Raw genomic sequence first — 14,687 nt, 5'->3', positions numbered from 1 at the left:
TGTCCATCGAGATGCGCGACACCGACGAGGACGTCTTCCGCGCCGCGGAGGAGCTCGGCATCGACCTGTCCCGGCGTGAGCCGAGCAGCGTCGAAGAGGTCTGATCTAGAAGCTGAGGAGGGGATTACAAATGCTGGACGTCAACTTCTTCGACGAGCTTCGGATCGGACTGGCGACGGCCGACGACATCCGTCAGTGGTCGCACGGCGAGGTGAAGAAGCCCGAGACCATCAACTACCGGACCCTCAAGCCCGAGAAGGACGGCCTCTTCTGCGAGAAGATCTTCGGTCCGACCCGGGACTGGGAGTGCTACTGCGGCAAGTACAAGCGCGTCCGCTTCAAGGGCATCATCTGTGAGCGCTGCGGCGTCGAGGTGACCCGGGCCAAGGTGCGCCGTGAGCGGATGGGCCACATCGAGCTGGCCGCGCCGGTCACGCACATCTGGTACTTCAAGGGCGTGCCGTCCCGTCTGGGATACCTGCTCGACCTGGCCCCGAAGGACCTGGAGAAGGTCATCTACTTCGCGGCCTACATGATCACGCACGTGGACAAGGAGCTGCGCGAGCGTGACCTGCCGTCGCTGGAGGCGAAGATCTCCGTCGAGCGGCAGCACATCGAGCAGCGCCGTGACGCCGACGTCGAGGCCCGTCAGAAGAAGCTCGAGAGCGACCTGACCGAGCTGGAGGCCGCCGGCGCCAAGGGCGACCAGCGCCGCAAGGTCCGCGAGGGTGCCGAGCGTGAGATGCGCCAGCTCCGCGACCGGGCCCAGCGCGAGCTGGACCGCCTGGAGGAGGTCTGGAGCCGCTTCAAGAACCTCAAGGTCCAGGACCTCGAGGGTGACGAGCTGCTCTACCGCGAGATGCGCGACCGCTTCGGCCGCTACTTCCGCGGTGGCATGGGCGCCCAGGCCATCCAGGAGCGCCTGTCCAACTTCGACCTCGACGCCGAGGCCGAGAACCTCCGCGAGACGATCCGCAGCGGCAAGGGCCAGAAGAAGGCCCGCGCCCTCAAGCGTCTCAAGGTCGTGTCCGCGTTCCTGAACACGCGCAACTCGCCCAACGGCATGGTCCTCGACTGCATCCCGGTCATCCCGCCGGACCTGCGCCCGATGGTGCAGCTCGACGGTGGCCGGTTCGCGACCTCGGACCTGAACGACCTGTACCGCCGGGTGATCAACCGGAACAACCGCCTCAAGCGTCTCCTCGACCTCGGCGCGCCCGAGATCATCGTGAACAACGAGAAGCGGATGCTCCAGGAGGCCGTCGACGCGCTGTTCGACAACGGCCGCCGCGGCCGCCCGGTCACCGGTCCCGGCAACCGCCCGCTGAAGTCCCTCAGCGACATGCTGAAGGGCAAGCAGGGCCGGTTCCGCCAGAACCTCCTGGGCAAGCGTGTCGACTACTCCGGCCGTTCGGTCATCGTCGTCGGCCCGCAGCTGAAGCTGCACCAGTGCGGTCTGCCCAAGCAGATGGCGCTGGAGCTCTTCAAGCCGTTCGTGATGAAGCGCCTGGTCGACCTGAACCACGCGCAGAACATCAAGTCGGCCAAGCGGATGGTCGAGCGGGCCCGTCCGGTCGTGTGGGACGTCCTCGAAGAGGTCATCACCGAGCACCCCGTGCTGCTCAACCGCGCGCCCACCCTGCACCGCCTGGGCATCCAGGCCTTCGAGCCGCAGCTGGTCGAGGGCAAGGCCATCCAGATCCACCCGCTCGTCTGCACCGCGTTCAACGCGGACTTCGACGGTGACCAGATGGCCGTGCACCTGCCGCTGTCGGCCGAGGCGCAGGCCGAGGCCCGCATCCTGATGCTGTCCACCAACAACATCCTGAAGCCGGCCGACGGCAAGCCGGTCACCATGCCCACCCAGGACATGGTCATCGGCCTGTACTCGCTGACCACCGAGAAGGACGAGAGCGAGAACGCGCCGGGTCAGGGCAGGATCTTCGGCTCCGTGTCGGAGGCGCTCATGGCCTTCGACCGCCGCGAGCTGGACATCCAGGCCAGGATCCAGGTCCGGGTCGACGGGGACGTCCCGCCGCCGCGCGGCTGGCAGGGCCCCGAGGGCTGGGAGCCGGGCGACCCCTACCGCCTGGAGACCACGCTCGGCCGCTGCCTGTTCAACCAGACGCTCCCGGCGAACTACCCGTACGTCAACTTCCAGGTCGGCAAGAAGCAGCTCTCGGCCATCGTCAACGAGCTGGCCGAGAAGTACCCGAAGGTGGAGGTGGCGGCCGCGCTCGACGCGCTCAAGGACGCCGGCTTCTACTGGGCGACCCGGGCCGGTGTGACGATCTCCATCGAGGACGTCATCGCGCCGCCGAACAAGGCCACGATCATGGAGACGTACGAGCGCCGGGCCGACAAGGTCCAGCGGGAGTACGAGCGCGGTCTGATCACCGACGAGGAGCGCCGCCAGGAGCTCATCGAGATCTGGACCCACGCCACCAGCGACGTGACCGACGACATGCAGCAGGCGTTCCCGAAGAGCAACCCGGTCTGGATGATGGTCCAGTCGGGTGCCCGCGGAAACCTGATGCAGGTCCGGCAGATCTCCGGCATCCGTGGTCTGGTGTCCAACACCAAGGGTGAGACGATCCCGCGTCCGATCAAGGCCTCGTTCCGCGAGGGCCTGTCGGTGCTGGAGTACTTCATCTCCACCCACGGACAGCGGAAGGGTCTGGCCGACACCGCGCTGCGGACCGCCGACTCGGGTTACCTGACCCGTCGTCTGGTGGACGTCGCGCAGGACGTCATCGTCCGCGAGATCGACTGCGGCACCGACCGCGCCGTCCCGCTGCACGTCGGCGAGCGCGACGCCCAGGGCAACCTGGTCAAGGCCGAGAACGCCGAGAGCAACGTGCACGGCCGCATCCTGGCCGAGGACGTCGAGGTGGACGGCAAGGTCATCGCGAGCGCGGGTGTCGACATCAACGACATCCACGTCACCGCGCTGGTCGAGGCCGGGGTGGAGACCGTCAGGACCCGCAGCGCCCTTGTCTGCGAGGCCAAGATCGGTGTCTGCGCCACCTGCTACGGCCGTTCGCTCGCGACCGGCAAGCTCGTGGACGTCGGCGAGGCGGTCGGCATCATCGCCGCCCAGTCGATCGGCGAGCCCGGCACCCAGCTGACGATGCGTACCTTCCACACCGGTGGTGTGGCGGGTGCGGACATCACCCACGGTCTGCCCCGTGTCCAGGAGCTCTTCGAGGCGCGCGTCCCCAAGGGCGTCGCCCCGATCAGCGAGGCCGAGGGCCGGGTCCGCATCGACGAGACCGACAAGACCCGGAAGATCGTCATCGTTCCCGACGACGGTTCCGACGAGGTCGCCTACCAGGTCTCGATGCGGTCGCGGATGCTGGTCTCGGAGGGACAGCACGTCAAGGTGGGCCAGCAGCTGATCGCCGGTGCGGTCAACCCCAACGAGGTGCTGCGCATCCTCGGCCCGCGGGCCGTGCAGCTGCACCTGGTGGCCGAGGTCCAGCAGGTCTACCGCTCGCAGGGTGTGTCCATCCACGACAAGCACATCGAGATCATCGTCCGGCAGATGCTCAAGCGCGTGAACGTGCTGGAGTCGGGTGACACCGACATGCTGCCCGGTGAGCTCGTCGAGCGGCCCCGCTTCGAGCGGATGAACCGCGAGTGCGTGGCGGAGCAGGGCACGCCGGCCTCCGGCCGCCCGGTTCTCATGGGCATCACCAAGGCGTCGCTGGCCACCGAGTCCTGGCTGTCGGCGGCGTCCTTCCAGGAGACGACCAGGGTGCTCACGGACGCGGCGATCCACGCCAAGTCCGACTCCCTGCTCGGCCTCAAGGAGAACGTCATCATCGGTAAGCTCATCCCGGCCGGTACCGGCATGCCGCAGTACCGCAACGTCCGGGTCGAGCCGACCGAGGAGGCCAAGGCCGCGATGTACACGGTCGGCGGCTACGACGGCTCCGCGGCGGACTACACCTTCGGCTCGGGCTCCGGCGAGGCCGTGCCGCTGGAGGAGTACGACTTCGGTCAGTACAACCGCTGAGTGTGACGCCGACGGCGCCCGTCCCCTTCGGGGGGCGGGCGCCGTCCGCTTTTCCGCCGGATTCTTATTGATCTCTCTTGACCGGAATGTTGCGGTGGAGGCCGGACGTTAACGAGAAGAACGGCCGGAGAAGTCCCGCACGACCGGTAAACTCGTCATGGACCCAGCAGCGGCCGGCGGTGAGTCGGACGCGGGAGTCATGGCACGAATACGGGTATCCACTGAGACGGCCGGCAGGCGCGATGGTTTTGACGCGTTGCGCTTGACTGGGTAGTCTTTCCCATCGTGCCCATGTCTTCATGGGCTCTCATGCGTGCGCGTCGACAGGTTCCCACGGGGAGTCGGCAGAGGCGCCGCGTGGCCCCCTCCACCAGGCAGGTTCGGAGATGGCGCGACAAGTGCGCGACACGCCCGACCGCGTGGGTCGGAGTGGGCGGCCACTTCGCAGGTCATGACACCGGCAGTACCTGCAAAGGCAACAACATTCGAATCACCGGCAAGCACGAACGGAGACGCGGTGCCTACGATTCAGCAGCTGGTCCGCAAGGGCCGCCAGGATAAGGTCACCAAGACCAAGACCCCGGCGCTCAAGGCCAGCCCCCAGCGACGCGGCACCTGCATGCGCGTTTACACCACGACCCCCAAGAAGCCGAACTCCGCCCTCCGCAAGGTCGCGCGTGTCCGGCTCACTAACGGCATCGAGGTCACGGCCTACATTCCGGGCGTCGGCCACAACCTTCAGGAGCACTCCATCGTGCTCGTGCGTGGCGGTCGTGTGAAGGACCTGCCGGGTGTTCGCTACAAGATCATCCGCGGCTCGCTCGACACCCAGGGTGTCCGCAACCGCAAGCAGGCCCGTAGCCGTTACGGCGCGAAGAAGGAGAAGTAAGAATGCCTCGCAAGGGTTCTCCTGGTCGTCGTCAGCTCATGGCTGACCCGGTCCACAACTCGCCGCTGGTCACCGCGCTCATCAACAAGGTGCTCCTGGACGGCAAGCGCTCCATCGCGCAGTCCATCGTTTACGGCGCTCTCGAAGGCGCTCGGGAGAAGACGGGCAACGACCCGGTCGTCACCCTGAAGCGCGCGCTGGACAACGTCAAGCCCACCCTTGAGGTCCGCAGCCGCCGCGTCGGCGGTGCGACCTACCAGGTCCCGGTCGAGGTGCGCGCCGCGCGCAGCACCACCCTGGCCCTGCGTTGGCTGGTGCAGTACTCCCGCGCCCGCCGCGAGAAGACCATGACCGAGCGCCTCATGAACGAGCTGCTCGACGCCAGCAATGGCCTCGGCGCCAGCGTCAAGAAGCGCGAGGACACCCACAAGATGGCCGAGTCCAACAAGGCCTTCGCCCACTACCGCTGGTAACAGCGGGTTCGACGAGACGACGAGGACGCGAGAGAAGTGGCCACCACGACCGCTCTTGACCTGGCCAAGGTGCGAAACATCGGCATCATGGCCCACATCGACGCGGGCAAGACCACCACGACCGAGCGCATCCTGTTCTACACCGGCATCAACTACAAGCTCGGTGAGGTCCACGAGGGCGCAGCCACGATGGACTGGATGGAGCAGGAGCAGGAGCGTGGTATCACCATCACCTCCGCCGCTACGACCTGCGAGTGGCTCGGCCACACGATCAACATCATCGACACGCCGGGTCACGTCGACTTCACCATCGAGGTGGAGCGCTCGCTCCGCGTCCTCGACGGTGCCGTCGCCGTGTTCGACGGTGTGGCGGGTGTCGAGCCGCAGTCCGAGACGGTCTGGCGCCAGGCCGACGGTTACGGCGTGCCCCGCATCTGCTTCGTCAACAAGATGGACCGCGTCGGCGCGGAGTTCCACCGCTGCGTCGACATGATGGTCAGCCGGCTGAACGCCACTCCGGCGGTCATCCAGCTTCCCTGGGGCGTCGAGGCCGACTTCAAGGGCGTCATCGACCTGGTGAAGATGAAGGGCCTGCTCTGGAGCGCCGAGGCGGCCAAGGGCGAGATGTACGAGGTCGTCGACATCCCGGCCGAGTACGCCGACGCCGCCCGTGAGTGGCGCGACAAGCTCGTCGAGACCGTCGCCGAGAACGACGACGAGCTGATGGAGCTCTTCCTGGAGGGCACCGAGCCCACCGAGGAGCAGCTGGTCGCGGCCATCCGCCGCGCGACGCTGGCCAGCGCCATCAACCCGGTCCTGACGGGCACCGCGTTCAAGAACAAGGGCGTCCAGCCCCTGCTCGACGCGATCGTCGCCTACCTCCCGGCGCCGACCGACATCCCGGCCTTCAAGGGCCACGCGGTCGGCAACGAGGAGGAGACCGTCGAGCGTCACGCGGACGTGACCGAGCCGTTCGCCGCGCTGGCCTTCAAGATCATGAGCGACCCGCACCTCGGCCGTCTCACCTACATCCGCATCTACTCGGGCACTCTCGAGTCCGGCTCCGGGGTCATCAACTCCGTGAAGGGCCGCAAGGAGCGGATCGGCAAGATCTACCAGATGCACGCGAACAAGCGCGAGGAGCGCCCGTCCGCGCACGCCGGTCAGATCGTCGCCGTGATGGGCCTGAAGGACACCACCACCGGTGACACCCTGTGCGACCCGGCCAACCAGGTCGTCCTGGAGTCGATGACGTTCCCGGCCCCGGTCATCAACGTCGCGATCGAGCCCAAGACCAAGGGCGACCAGGAGAAGCTCAGCACCGCGATCCAGCGGCTGGCCGAGGAGGACCCGTCCTTCCAGGTCCGCCGTGACGAGGAGACCGGCCAGACGGTCATCTGGGGTATGGGCGAGCTCCACCTGGAGATCCTCGTCGACCGGATGCGCCGCGAGTTCAAGGTCGAGGCCAACGTCGGCCGGCCGCAGGTCGCCTACCGGGAGACCATCCGCCGCAAGGTGGAGAAGGTCGACTACACCCACAAGAAGCAGACCGGTGGTTCCGGCCAGTTCGCCCGGGTCATCATCGACCTCGAGCCGCTCGGCGAAGGCAACGACGGCTACGAGTTCGCGAACAAGGTCTCCGGTGGCCGCATCCCGCGGGAGTACATCCCGTCGGTGGACGCGGGCGCCCAGGAGGCCGCCGAGTTCGGCGTTCTCGCCGGCTACCCCATGGTCGGGGTGAAGGTCACCCTGCAGGACGGCGCCTTCCACGAGGTCGACTCGTCCGAAATGGCCTTCAAGATCGCTGGATCGATGGCCTTCAAGGAGGCCGCGCGCAAGGCGGACGCCGTGATCCTGGAGCCGGTGATGGCCGTCGAGGTCACCACCCCCGAGGACTACATGGGCGACGTCATCGGCGACCTCAACGGCCGCCGCGGGCAGATCCGGGCGATGGACGAGCGCGCCGGCGCGCGTATCGTCCAGGCGCTCGTGCCGCTCTCTGAGATGTTCGGCTACGTGGGTGACCTTCGTAGCAAGACGCAGGGGCGCGCCAGCTTCAGCATGCAGTTCGACTCCTACGCGGAAGTGCCTGCGCACATCGCCAAGGAGATCGTCGCGAAGGTGCGGGGCGAGTAAGTCCGGCATCCGTTCCGGTGGCGGAGGCGATCTGATCGCCTTCCCGCCGGGGGTGCGGGGAGCGAGTGCTCGCCGGCCGGTCCCGTGAGGGACCGGCCTCCCCAAGCCCGAGTGAAAAGACGCAAGTCAAGTCAGAATCTCTAAGGAGACAGACAGTGGCCAAGGCCAAGTTCGAGCGGACCAAGCCGCACGTAAACATCGGCACCATTGGGCACATCGACCACGGCAAGACCACTCTGACCGCGGCGATCACCAAGGTGCTCCACGAGCGTTTCCCTGAGCTCAACGAGGCGACCCCGTTCGACAAGATCGACAAGGCGCCCGAGGAGAAGGCCCGCGGCATCACGATCTCCATCGCGCACGTCGAGTACCAGACCGAGAAGCGCCACTACGCCCACGTGGACTGCCCCGGTCACGCCGACTACGTGAAGAACATGATCACCGGTGCGGCCCAGATGGACGGCGCGATCCTCGTGGTCGCCGCCACCGACGGCCCGATGCCGCAGACGAAGGAGCACGTCCTCCTGGCCCGCCAGGTCGGCGTCCCCTACATCGTCGTGGCCCTCAACAAGGCCGACATGGTCGACGACGAGGAGATCCTGGAGCTCGTCGAGCTCGAGGTCCGTGAGCTTCTCTCGGCCCAGGAGTTCCCCGGCGACGACCTGCCGGTCGTCCGCGTCTCCGCTCTCAAGGCCCTTGAGGGCGACGAGAAGTGGGGCGACAGCATCATCGAGCTCATGACCGCCGTGGACGAGAACGTCCCCGAGCCGACCCGTGAGACCGAGAAGCCGTTCCTCATGCCGATCGAGGACGTGTTCTCGATCACCGGTCGCGGCACCGTCGTCACCGGCCGTATCGAGCGCGGTATCGTCAAGGTCAACGAGACCGTCGACATCGTCGGCATCAAGGACACCAAGACCACGACCACGGTCACCGGTGTCGAGATGTTCCGCAAGCTCCTCGACGAGGGCCAGGCCGGTGACAACGTCGGTCTGCTCCTCCGCGGCATCAAGCGCGAGGACGTCGAGCGCGGCCAGTGTGTCATCAAGCCGGGCACCACGACTCCGCACACGGAGTTCGAGGGCCAGGTCTACATCCTCTCGAAGGACGAGGGCGGCCGCCACACGCCGTTCTTCAACAACTACCGTCCGCAGTTCTACTTCCGTACGACTGACGTGACCGGCGTTGTGAACCTGCCGGAGGGCACCGAGATGGTCATGCCCGGTGACAACACCGAGATGACCGTCCAGCTCATCCAGCCGATCGCGATGGAGGAGGGCCTCAAGTTCGCGATCCGCGAGGGTGGCCGCACCGTCGGCGCCGGCCGCGTGACGAAGATCATCAAGTAGTACGATCGCGGAGTGGCGGTCGGCCCTCAACGCAGGGCCGACCGCCGCACCACGAGGTGGCCGTGCCGTACGGCACGTGCCGCCGGGTGCGGCCCACGAACCGTGATCTCGCAGTTGGTTCGGCCGAAGTGACCGAAGTAACTGCCAGATCACGGAAGAAAGCGCAGACCGAAACCGTCTGCTACGTGGGGCGCGGACGAGGACGCCACGCCGGAGACGGCGCGGGCCGCCAGGCCCGGCGGACTCGGCCATCACACAGCGGCCACAGGCCGCACGCAACTTTTTCAGACGACAGCGAAGGACACCGAGGCCATTATGGCGGGACAGAAGATCCGCATCCGGCTCAAGGCCTATGACCACGAGGTCATCGACAGCTCGGCCAAGAAGATCGTCGAGACGGTGACGCGGACTGGCGCTAAGGTCGCGGGCCCGGTTCCGCTGCCGACCGAGAAGAACGTGTACTGCGTCATCCGCTCGCCGCACAAGTACAAGGACAGCCGCGAGCACTTCGAGATGCGCACGCACAAGCGGCTGATTGACATCATCGACCCGACGCCGAAGACGGTCGACTCGCTCATGCGACTCGACCTTCCCGCCGGCGTTGACATCTCGATCAAGCTCTGAGGGAACGCACTGACATGGCTAAGCAGATCAAGGGCGTCCTGGGCAAGAAGCTCGGCATGACCCAGGTCTTCGACGCGGACAACCGGATGGTCCCGGTGACCGTCGTCGAGGCCGGTCCGTGCGTGGTGACCCGCGTCCGCACCGCCGAGAAGGACGGCTACTCCGCCATCCAGCTCGGCTTCGGGCAGGTCGACCCCCGGAAGGTCAACAAGCCGCTCGGCGACTACCTCCGCAAGCACGACATCACCCCGCGCCGTTACTTCGCGGAGATCCGTACCGACGACGCGAGCGACTACACCCTCGGCCAGGAGCTTCTGGCCGACACCTTCGAGGCCGGCCAGTTCGTCGACGTGACGGGCAAGAGCAAGGGCAAGGGCTTCGCCGGTGTCATGAAGCGGCACGGCTTCGGGGGTCTGGGCGCTTCGCACGGTACCCAGCGCAAGCACCGCTCGCCGGGTTCCATCGGTGGCTGCGCCACCCCGGGCCGCGTCTTCAAGGGCCTGCGCATGGCCGGTCGGATGGGCAACGTCCGCACCACCATCCAGAGCCTGAAGGTCCACGCTGTGGACGCCGAGAAGAATCTCATCCTGATCAAGGGTGCGATCCCCGGCGCCAACGGCAGCCTGGTCCTCGTCCGCACCTCTGCCAAGAAGGGGGCTGCCAAGTGAGCACCATTGACGTCCTCGACGTGCGCGGGGCCAAGGCGGGCACCGTCGACCTGCCCGAAGACATCTTCGGCGCCAAGGTCAACATTCCTCTGATCCACCAGGTCGTCGTGGCCCAGCTCGCCGCTCGCCGGCAGGGCACCCACAAGGCCAAGACCCGCGGTGAGGTCAGCGGCGGCGGCAAGAAGCCGTACCGCCAGAAGGGCACCGGCCGCGCCCGCCAGGGCTCGACCCGCGCCCCGCAGTTCGCCGGCGGTGGCACCGTCCACGGTCCGGTCCCGCGGGACTACAGCCAGAAGACGCCCAAGAAGATGAAGGCCGCCGCGCTGCGCGGCGCCCTCTCCGACCGGGCCGGCGGCGGCCGCGTCCACGTGGTCAGCGGCCTGGTCGAGGGCGAGACCCCGAAGACCAAGGCGGCCCTGGAGTCGCTGCGGAAGATCACGCAGGCTCGCAGTGTCCTCGTCGTCGTCGACGAGGGTGACGAGCTCACCTGGCTCAGCCTGCGCAACGCTCCCGAGGTCCACCTGCTGGACGCGGGGCAGCTGAACACCTACGACGTGCTCTGCTACGACGACGTCGTTTTCACTCAGGCGGCGTACGACCAGGTCGTGGCGCGTCTGGGCAAGAGCGGGAAGGAAGACGCCTGATGGAGAAGATCGCCGACCCGCGCGACATCATCATCAAGCCGGTTGTCTCCGAGAAGAGCTACGGCCTGATCGACGAGCACAACAAGTACACGTTCCTGGTGCGGAAGACGGCCAACAAGACGCAGGTCAAGATCGCCATTGAGCAGATCTTCGGTGTCAAGGTGGCCAGCGTCAACACCATCAACCGCCAGGGCAAGCGCAAGCGGACCAAGTTCGGCTACGGCCAGCGCCCCAACACCAAGCGCGCGATCGTGAGCCTGGTCGAAGGCGACCGGATCGACATCTTCGGTCAGGTCGGCTGACCCGCTCGCACGTAAGTACCCGGCCGGAGCGCCCCCCGTCCCACGACGGGGGGCATTCGGCCGGATCAACCGACAAAGGATGAACGAAAAAGATGGGCATCCGTAAGCTCAAGCCGACGACCCCGGGTCGCCGCGGCGCCAGCGTCTCGGACTTCGCCGAGATCACGCGCAGCACGCCCGAGAAGTCGCTGCTGGCGCCCCTGCACAGCAAGGGCGGCCGCAACGTCCACGGCAGGGTCACCACCCGCCACCAGGGCGGCGGCCACAAGCGCGCCTACCGGATCATCGACTTCCGGCGCCACGACAAGGACGGGATTCCGGCCAAGGTCGCTCACATCGAGTACGACCCGAACCGCACCTCCCGCATCGCGCTGCTGCACTACGCCGACGGGGAGAAGCGCTACATCCTCTGCCCGACCGGCCTCAAGCAGGGCGACCTGATCGAGAACGGCCCCACGGCCGACATCAAGCCGGGTAACTGCCTCCCGCTGCGCAACATCCCGACCGGTACCTTCATCCACGCGGTGGAGCTCCGTCCGGGCGGTGGCGCCAAGCTGGGCCGGTCCGCCGGCGCGCAGATCCAGCTTCTCGCCAAGGAGGGCCAGTACGCCACGCTGCGTATGCCCTCCGGCGAAATGCGCCAGGTCGACGTCCGCTGCCGGGCCTCCATCGGCCAGGTCGGCAACGCCGAGCAGGGCAACATCAACTGGGGTAAGGCCGGCCGTATGCGGTGGAAGGGCAAGCGCCCCACCGTCCGCGGTGTCGCGATGAACCCGGTCGACCACCCGCACGGTGGTGGTGAGGGTAAGACCTCCGGCGGCCGTCACCCGGTGAACCCCAAGGGCAAGCCCGAGGGTCGTACTCGTGCGGCGAACAAGGCCAGCGACCGGCTGATCATCCGCCGTAGGACCAAGCGGAAGAAGCGGTAGGAGCAGCCAAAATGCCACGTAGCCTTAAGAAGGGTCCCTTCGTGGACGACCACCTTCAGAAGAAGGTGGACGCGCAGAACGAGAAGGGCACCAAGAACGTCATCAAGACGTGGTCGCGGCGCTCCATGATCGTGCCCGACATGCTCGGTCACACGATCGCCGTCCACGACGGCCGCAAGCACGTCCCGGTGTTCGTCACCGAGTCGATGATCGGTCACAAGCTCGGCGAGTTCGCCCCCACGCGGACGTTCCGCAGCCACGTCAAGGAAGACCGCCGCAGCCGGCGGTAAGCGCCTCAGCGAAGCAGAAGTAAGAGGAGTAAGCGATGGAAGCCAGGGCTCAGGTGCGGTTCGCGCGCCACACGCCCATGAAGGCCCGCCGTGTGGTGGACCTCATTCGCGGGCTGCCCGCTTCGGAGGCGCAGGCCGTGCTGCAGTTCGCTCCCCAGGCGGCGAGCGAGACCGTGTACAAGGTGCTGTCGAGCGCCATTGCGAACGCGGAGCACAACTTCAAGCTCGACCGCGACACGCTCTTCGTGAGCCGTGCGTGGGTCGACGAGGGCCCGACCCTGAAGCGGTTCCGTCCCCGCGCCCAGGGCCGTGCCTATCGGATCAACAAGCGGACGAGCCACATCACCGTGATCGTGGAGTCCCGCGAGCCGAAGGGGAGGACCCGCTAGTGGGTCAGAAGGTAAACCCGCACGGGTTCCGCCTCGGCATCACGACCGACTTCAAGAGCCGGTGGTATGCCGACAAGCTCTACAAGTCGTACGTTGCCGAGGATGTGGCGATCCGCCGCATGCTCAAGAAGGGCATGGAGCGGGCCGGCATCTCCAAGGTGGAGATCGAGCGGACCACCGACCGGGTACAGGTCGACATCCACACCGCCCGTCCGGGCATCGTCATCGGCCGCCGCGGCGCCGAGGCCGACCGGATCCGCGGTGACCTCGAGAAGCTGACCAAGAAGCAGGTCCAGCTGAACATCCTCGAGGTCAAGAACCCCGAGATCGACGCCCAGCTCGTCGCGCAGGGCGTGGCCGAGCAGCTGTCCAGCCGTGTCTCGTTCCGGCGGGCCATGCGCAAGGCGATGCAGTCGGCGATGAAGAGCGGCGCCAAGGGCATCCGGGTGCAGTGCTCCGGCCGTCTGGGCGGTGCCGAGATGTCGCGTTCGGAGTTCTACCGCGAGGGCCGCGTGCCCCTGCACACGCTCCGCGCCGACATCGACTACGGCCTCTACGAGGCCCGCACCACCTTCGGCCGCATCGGCGTGAAGGTGTGGATCTACAAGGGTGAGGCCCCGACCAGCCGCGCCGAGCGCGAGGCGGCCGCCGCCGGCGCCCGCGCCGGCCAGCGTCGTGACCGCGACGACCGTCGTGGCGGCGCCGACCGTCCTCGCCGTGGCGCCGGTGACCGTCCGCGCCGCGGTGGCGCCGGTCGCGGTGACCGCGCCCCCAGGAACGAGGCGGCCTCGCAGGCCGCCCCCGAGACCGGCCCGGCTACGCAGCCGGGTGCTGAAGGGAGCTGACCATGCTGATCCCTCGCAGGGTCAAGCACCGCAAGCAGCACCGGCCTGACCGTCACGGCGCCGCCAAGGGTGGCACCAGGGTCGTGTTCGGCGAGTTCGGCATCCAGGCGCTTGAGCACTCCTACGTGACCAACCGCCAGATCGAGTCGGCTCGTATCGCCATGACCCGGCACATCAAGCGTGGCGGCAAGGTCTGGATCAACATCTACCCGGACCGTCCGCTGACCAAGAAGCCGGCCGAGACCCGCATGGGTTCCGGTAAGGGTTCGCCGGAGTGGTGGATCGCCAACGTCAAGCCCGGCCGCGTCATGTTCGAGCTGTCGGGTGTCGCCGAGCCGGTGGCTCGCGAGGCTCTGCGTCGTGCGATGCACAAGCTCCCGATGAAGTGCCGGTTCGTCAAGCGTGAAGTGGGTGAGGCGTGATGGCTAAGGGCCTGACCGCCGGTGAGCTGCGGGTGGAGGACCAGGACACCCTGGTCCAGAAGCTGAAGGAAGCCAAGGAGGAGCTGTTCAACCTCCGCTTCCAGGCCGCGACCGGCCAGTTGGAGAGCCACGGGCGGCTGCGCGCCGTCCGCCGCGAGATCGCCCGTATCTACACCGTGATGCGTGAGCGGGAGCTCAACATCGTTACGGTTGAGAAGGAGTCGATCGATGGCTGAGACCGCTGAGAGCACGACCCAGGCGCGGAACTACCGCAAGACCCGTGAGGGCCTGGTCGTCAGCGACAAGATGGACAAGACCGTCGTGGTCGCCGTTGAGGACCGCGTCAAGCACCCGCTGTACGGCAAGGTCATCCGCCGGACGACCAAGTACAAGGCGCACGACGAGGCCAACGCCTGCGGCGTCGGCGACCGCGTCCTTCTGATGGAGACCCGGCCGCTGTCGGCCAGCAAGCGCTGGCGGGTCGTCGAGATCCTCGAGAAGGCCAAGTAAAGAACGCGCGCCCCGTGGGGAGTGATCCGTTCACTCCCCACGGTGGTGTCCAAGGGGGCGAAGAAGACCTTCGCCCCGCCTGCGGCGGCGGCCCGCAGGCGGCAGAACCCCGTCGCACCGCGTAGGCTGCGACGGGCGGACCCGCCCGCAGGGCTGTCCCGGGGGAAAAAGACCCAGCAGGTTCCGCAAGGCTCACCCG

At 67.2% G+C, this 14,687-nt stretch carries 16 protein-coding genes; all 16 read left to right on the top strand.

The window, feature by feature from the left end; all coding sequences use genetic code 11:
- The first annotated feature begins 130 nt into the window (after nucleotides 1–130).
- Complete coding sequence (locus IEZ10_RS13575; RefSeq protein WP_189246834.1) at nucleotides 131–4,018, top strand: DNA-directed RNA polymerase subunit beta'; 3,888 nt, start codon at nucleotides 131–133, stop codon at nucleotides 4,016–4,018.
- 517 nt (nucleotides 4,019–4,535) lie between these two features.
- Nucleotides 4,536–4,907 (top strand): 30S ribosomal protein S12, encoded by a 372-nt coding sequence (gene rpsL / locus IEZ10_RS13570; protein ID WP_012887826.1) that lies wholly within the window; start codon nucleotides 4,536–4,538, stop codon nucleotides 4,905–4,907.
- A 2-nt stretch (nucleotides 4,908–4,909) separates the two neighbouring features.
- The gene (gene rpsG, locus IEZ10_RS13565; protein WP_179819699.1) at nucleotides 4,910–5,380 is read left to right on the top strand and encodes a 30S ribosomal protein S7; all 471 of its coding nucleotides are present in this window, start codon (nucleotides 4,910–4,912) and stop codon (nucleotides 5,378–5,380) included.
- 87 nt (nucleotides 5,381–5,467) lie between these two features.
- Entirely contained in the window at nucleotides 5,468–7,516 is a 2,049-nt protein-coding gene (fusA, locus tag IEZ10_RS13560; protein WP_229811238.1) for an elongation factor G, read from the top strand.
- Nucleotides 7,517–7,671: 155 nt separating this feature from the next.
- A complete protein-coding gene (tuf, locus tag IEZ10_RS13555; protein ID WP_179819697.1) occupies nucleotides 7,672–8,865 on the top strand; it encodes an elongation factor Tu in 1,194 nt (397 codons plus the stop codon).
- Between the two features lie 315 nt (nucleotides 8,866–9,180).
- Nucleotides 9,181–9,489: a 30S ribosomal protein S10 gene (gene rpsJ / locus IEZ10_RS13550; RefSeq protein WP_012887830.1), complete on the top strand. Its 309-nt coding sequence runs from the start codon at nucleotides 9,181–9,183 to the stop codon at nucleotides 9,487–9,489.
- Nucleotides 9,490–9,503: 14 nt separating this feature from the next.
- On the top strand, nucleotides 9,504–10,157 hold the full coding sequence (rplC, locus tag IEZ10_RS13545; RefSeq protein ID WP_179819696.1) for a 50S ribosomal protein L3: 654 nt from the start codon (nucleotides 9,504–9,506) through the stop codon (nucleotides 10,155–10,157).
- Nucleotides 10,154–10,801 (top strand): 50S ribosomal protein L4, encoded by a 648-nt coding sequence (gene rplD / locus IEZ10_RS13540; protein WP_179819695.1) that lies wholly within the window; start codon nucleotides 10,154–10,156, stop codon nucleotides 10,799–10,801. The genes rplC and rplD overlap by 4 nt, the downstream gene beginning before the upstream one ends.
- Nucleotides 10,801–11,103 (top strand): 50S ribosomal protein L23, encoded by a 303-nt coding sequence (gene rplW / locus IEZ10_RS13535; protein WP_189246832.1) that lies wholly within the window; start codon nucleotides 10,801–10,803, stop codon nucleotides 11,101–11,103. The genes rplD and rplW overlap by 1 nt, the downstream gene beginning before the upstream one ends.
- Nucleotides 11,104–11,195: 92 nt before the next feature.
- Entirely contained in the window at nucleotides 11,196–12,032 is an 837-nt protein-coding gene (rplB, locus tag IEZ10_RS13530; protein WP_179819693.1) for a 50S ribosomal protein L2, read from the top strand.
- An 11-nt stretch (nucleotides 12,033–12,043) separates the two neighbouring features.
- On the top strand, nucleotides 12,044–12,322 hold the full coding sequence (rpsS, locus tag IEZ10_RS13525; RefSeq protein ID WP_030451498.1) for a 30S ribosomal protein S19: 279 nt from the start codon (nucleotides 12,044–12,046) through the stop codon (nucleotides 12,320–12,322).
- 35 nt (nucleotides 12,323–12,357) lie between these two features.
- Nucleotides 12,358–12,711, top strand: coding sequence for a 50S ribosomal protein L22 (rplV, locus tag IEZ10_RS13520; RefSeq protein ID WP_179819691.1), 354 nt, complete (start codon nucleotides 12,358–12,360; stop codon nucleotides 12,709–12,711).
- Nucleotides 12,711–13,556, top strand: coding sequence for a 30S ribosomal protein S3 (gene rpsC, locus IEZ10_RS13515; protein ID WP_179819690.1), 846 nt, complete (start codon nucleotides 12,711–12,713; stop codon nucleotides 13,554–13,556). The genes rplV and rpsC overlap by 1 nt, the downstream gene beginning before the upstream one ends.
- A 2-nt stretch (nucleotides 13,557–13,558) precedes the next feature.
- Complete coding sequence (gene rplP, locus IEZ10_RS13510; RefSeq protein WP_012887838.1) at nucleotides 13,559–13,978, top strand: 50S ribosomal protein L16; 420 nt, start codon at nucleotides 13,559–13,561, stop codon at nucleotides 13,976–13,978.
- Entirely contained in the window at nucleotides 13,978–14,214 is a 237-nt protein-coding gene (gene rpmC / locus IEZ10_RS13505; RefSeq protein WP_189246831.1) for a 50S ribosomal protein L29, read from the top strand. The genes rplP and rpmC overlap by 1 nt, the downstream gene beginning before the upstream one ends.
- Nucleotides 14,207–14,488 (top strand): 30S ribosomal protein S17, encoded by a 282-nt coding sequence (gene rpsQ / locus IEZ10_RS13500; protein WP_179819689.1) that lies wholly within the window; start codon nucleotides 14,207–14,209, stop codon nucleotides 14,486–14,488. Before rpmC ends, rpsQ begins: the two co-directional genes overlap by 8 nt.
- Nucleotides 14,489–14,687 lie beyond the last annotated feature (199 nt).

Origin of the sequence: Streptosporangium pseudovulgare, from assembly GCF_014648055.1 — a bacterium.
Lineage (GTDB): Bacteria > Actinomycetota > Actinomycetes > Streptosporangiales > Streptosporangiaceae > Streptosporangium > Streptosporangium pseudovulgare.
The sequence above is the reverse complement of the archived record's forward strand: the minus strand, read 5'-3'. Positions and strand labels throughout refer to the sequence as shown.

What these genes read in the sequence shown, in the direction of transcription:
- IEZ10_RS13575 (WP_189246834.1), top strand. Translation starts at nt 131, where the DNA reads ATGCTGGACGTCAACTTCTTCGACGAGCTTCGGATCGGACTGGCGACG.
- rpsG (WP_179819699.1), top strand. Translation starts at nt 4,910, where the DNA reads ATGCCTCGCAAGGGTTCTCCTGGTCGTCGTCAGCTCATGGCTGACCCG.
- fusA (WP_229811238.1), top strand. Translation starts at nt 5,468, where the DNA reads ATGGCCCACATCGACGCGGGCAAGACCACCACGACCGAGCGCATCCTG.
- rpsJ (WP_012887830.1), top strand. Translation starts at nt 9,181, where the DNA reads ATGGCGGGACAGAAGATCCGCATCCGGCTCAAGGCCTATGACCACGAG.
- rplC (WP_179819696.1), top strand. Translation starts at nt 9,504, where the DNA reads ATGGCTAAGCAGATCAAGGGCGTCCTGGGCAAGAAGCTCGGCATGACC.
- rplW (WP_189246832.1), top strand. Translation starts at nt 10,801, where the DNA reads ATGGAGAAGATCGCCGACCCGCGCGACATCATCATCAAGCCGGTTGTC.
- rplB (WP_179819693.1), top strand. Translation starts at nt 11,196, where the DNA reads ATGGGCATCCGTAAGCTCAAGCCGACGACCCCGGGTCGCCGCGGCGCC.
- rpsS (WP_030451498.1), top strand. Translation starts at nt 12,044, where the DNA reads ATGCCACGTAGCCTTAAGAAGGGTCCCTTCGTGGACGACCACCTTCAG.
- rplV (WP_179819691.1), top strand. Translation starts at nt 12,358, where the DNA reads ATGGAAGCCAGGGCTCAGGTGCGGTTCGCGCGCCACACGCCCATGAAG.
- rplP (WP_012887838.1), top strand. Translation starts at nt 13,559, where the DNA reads ATGCTGATCCCTCGCAGGGTCAAGCACCGCAAGCAGCACCGGCCTGAC.
- rpmC (WP_189246831.1), top strand. Translation starts at nt 13,978, where the DNA reads ATGGCTAAGGGCCTGACCGCCGGTGAGCTGCGGGTGGAGGACCAGGAC.
- rpsQ (WP_179819689.1), top strand. Translation starts at nt 14,207, where the DNA reads ATGGCTGAGACCGCTGAGAGCACGACCCAGGCGCGGAACTACCGCAAG.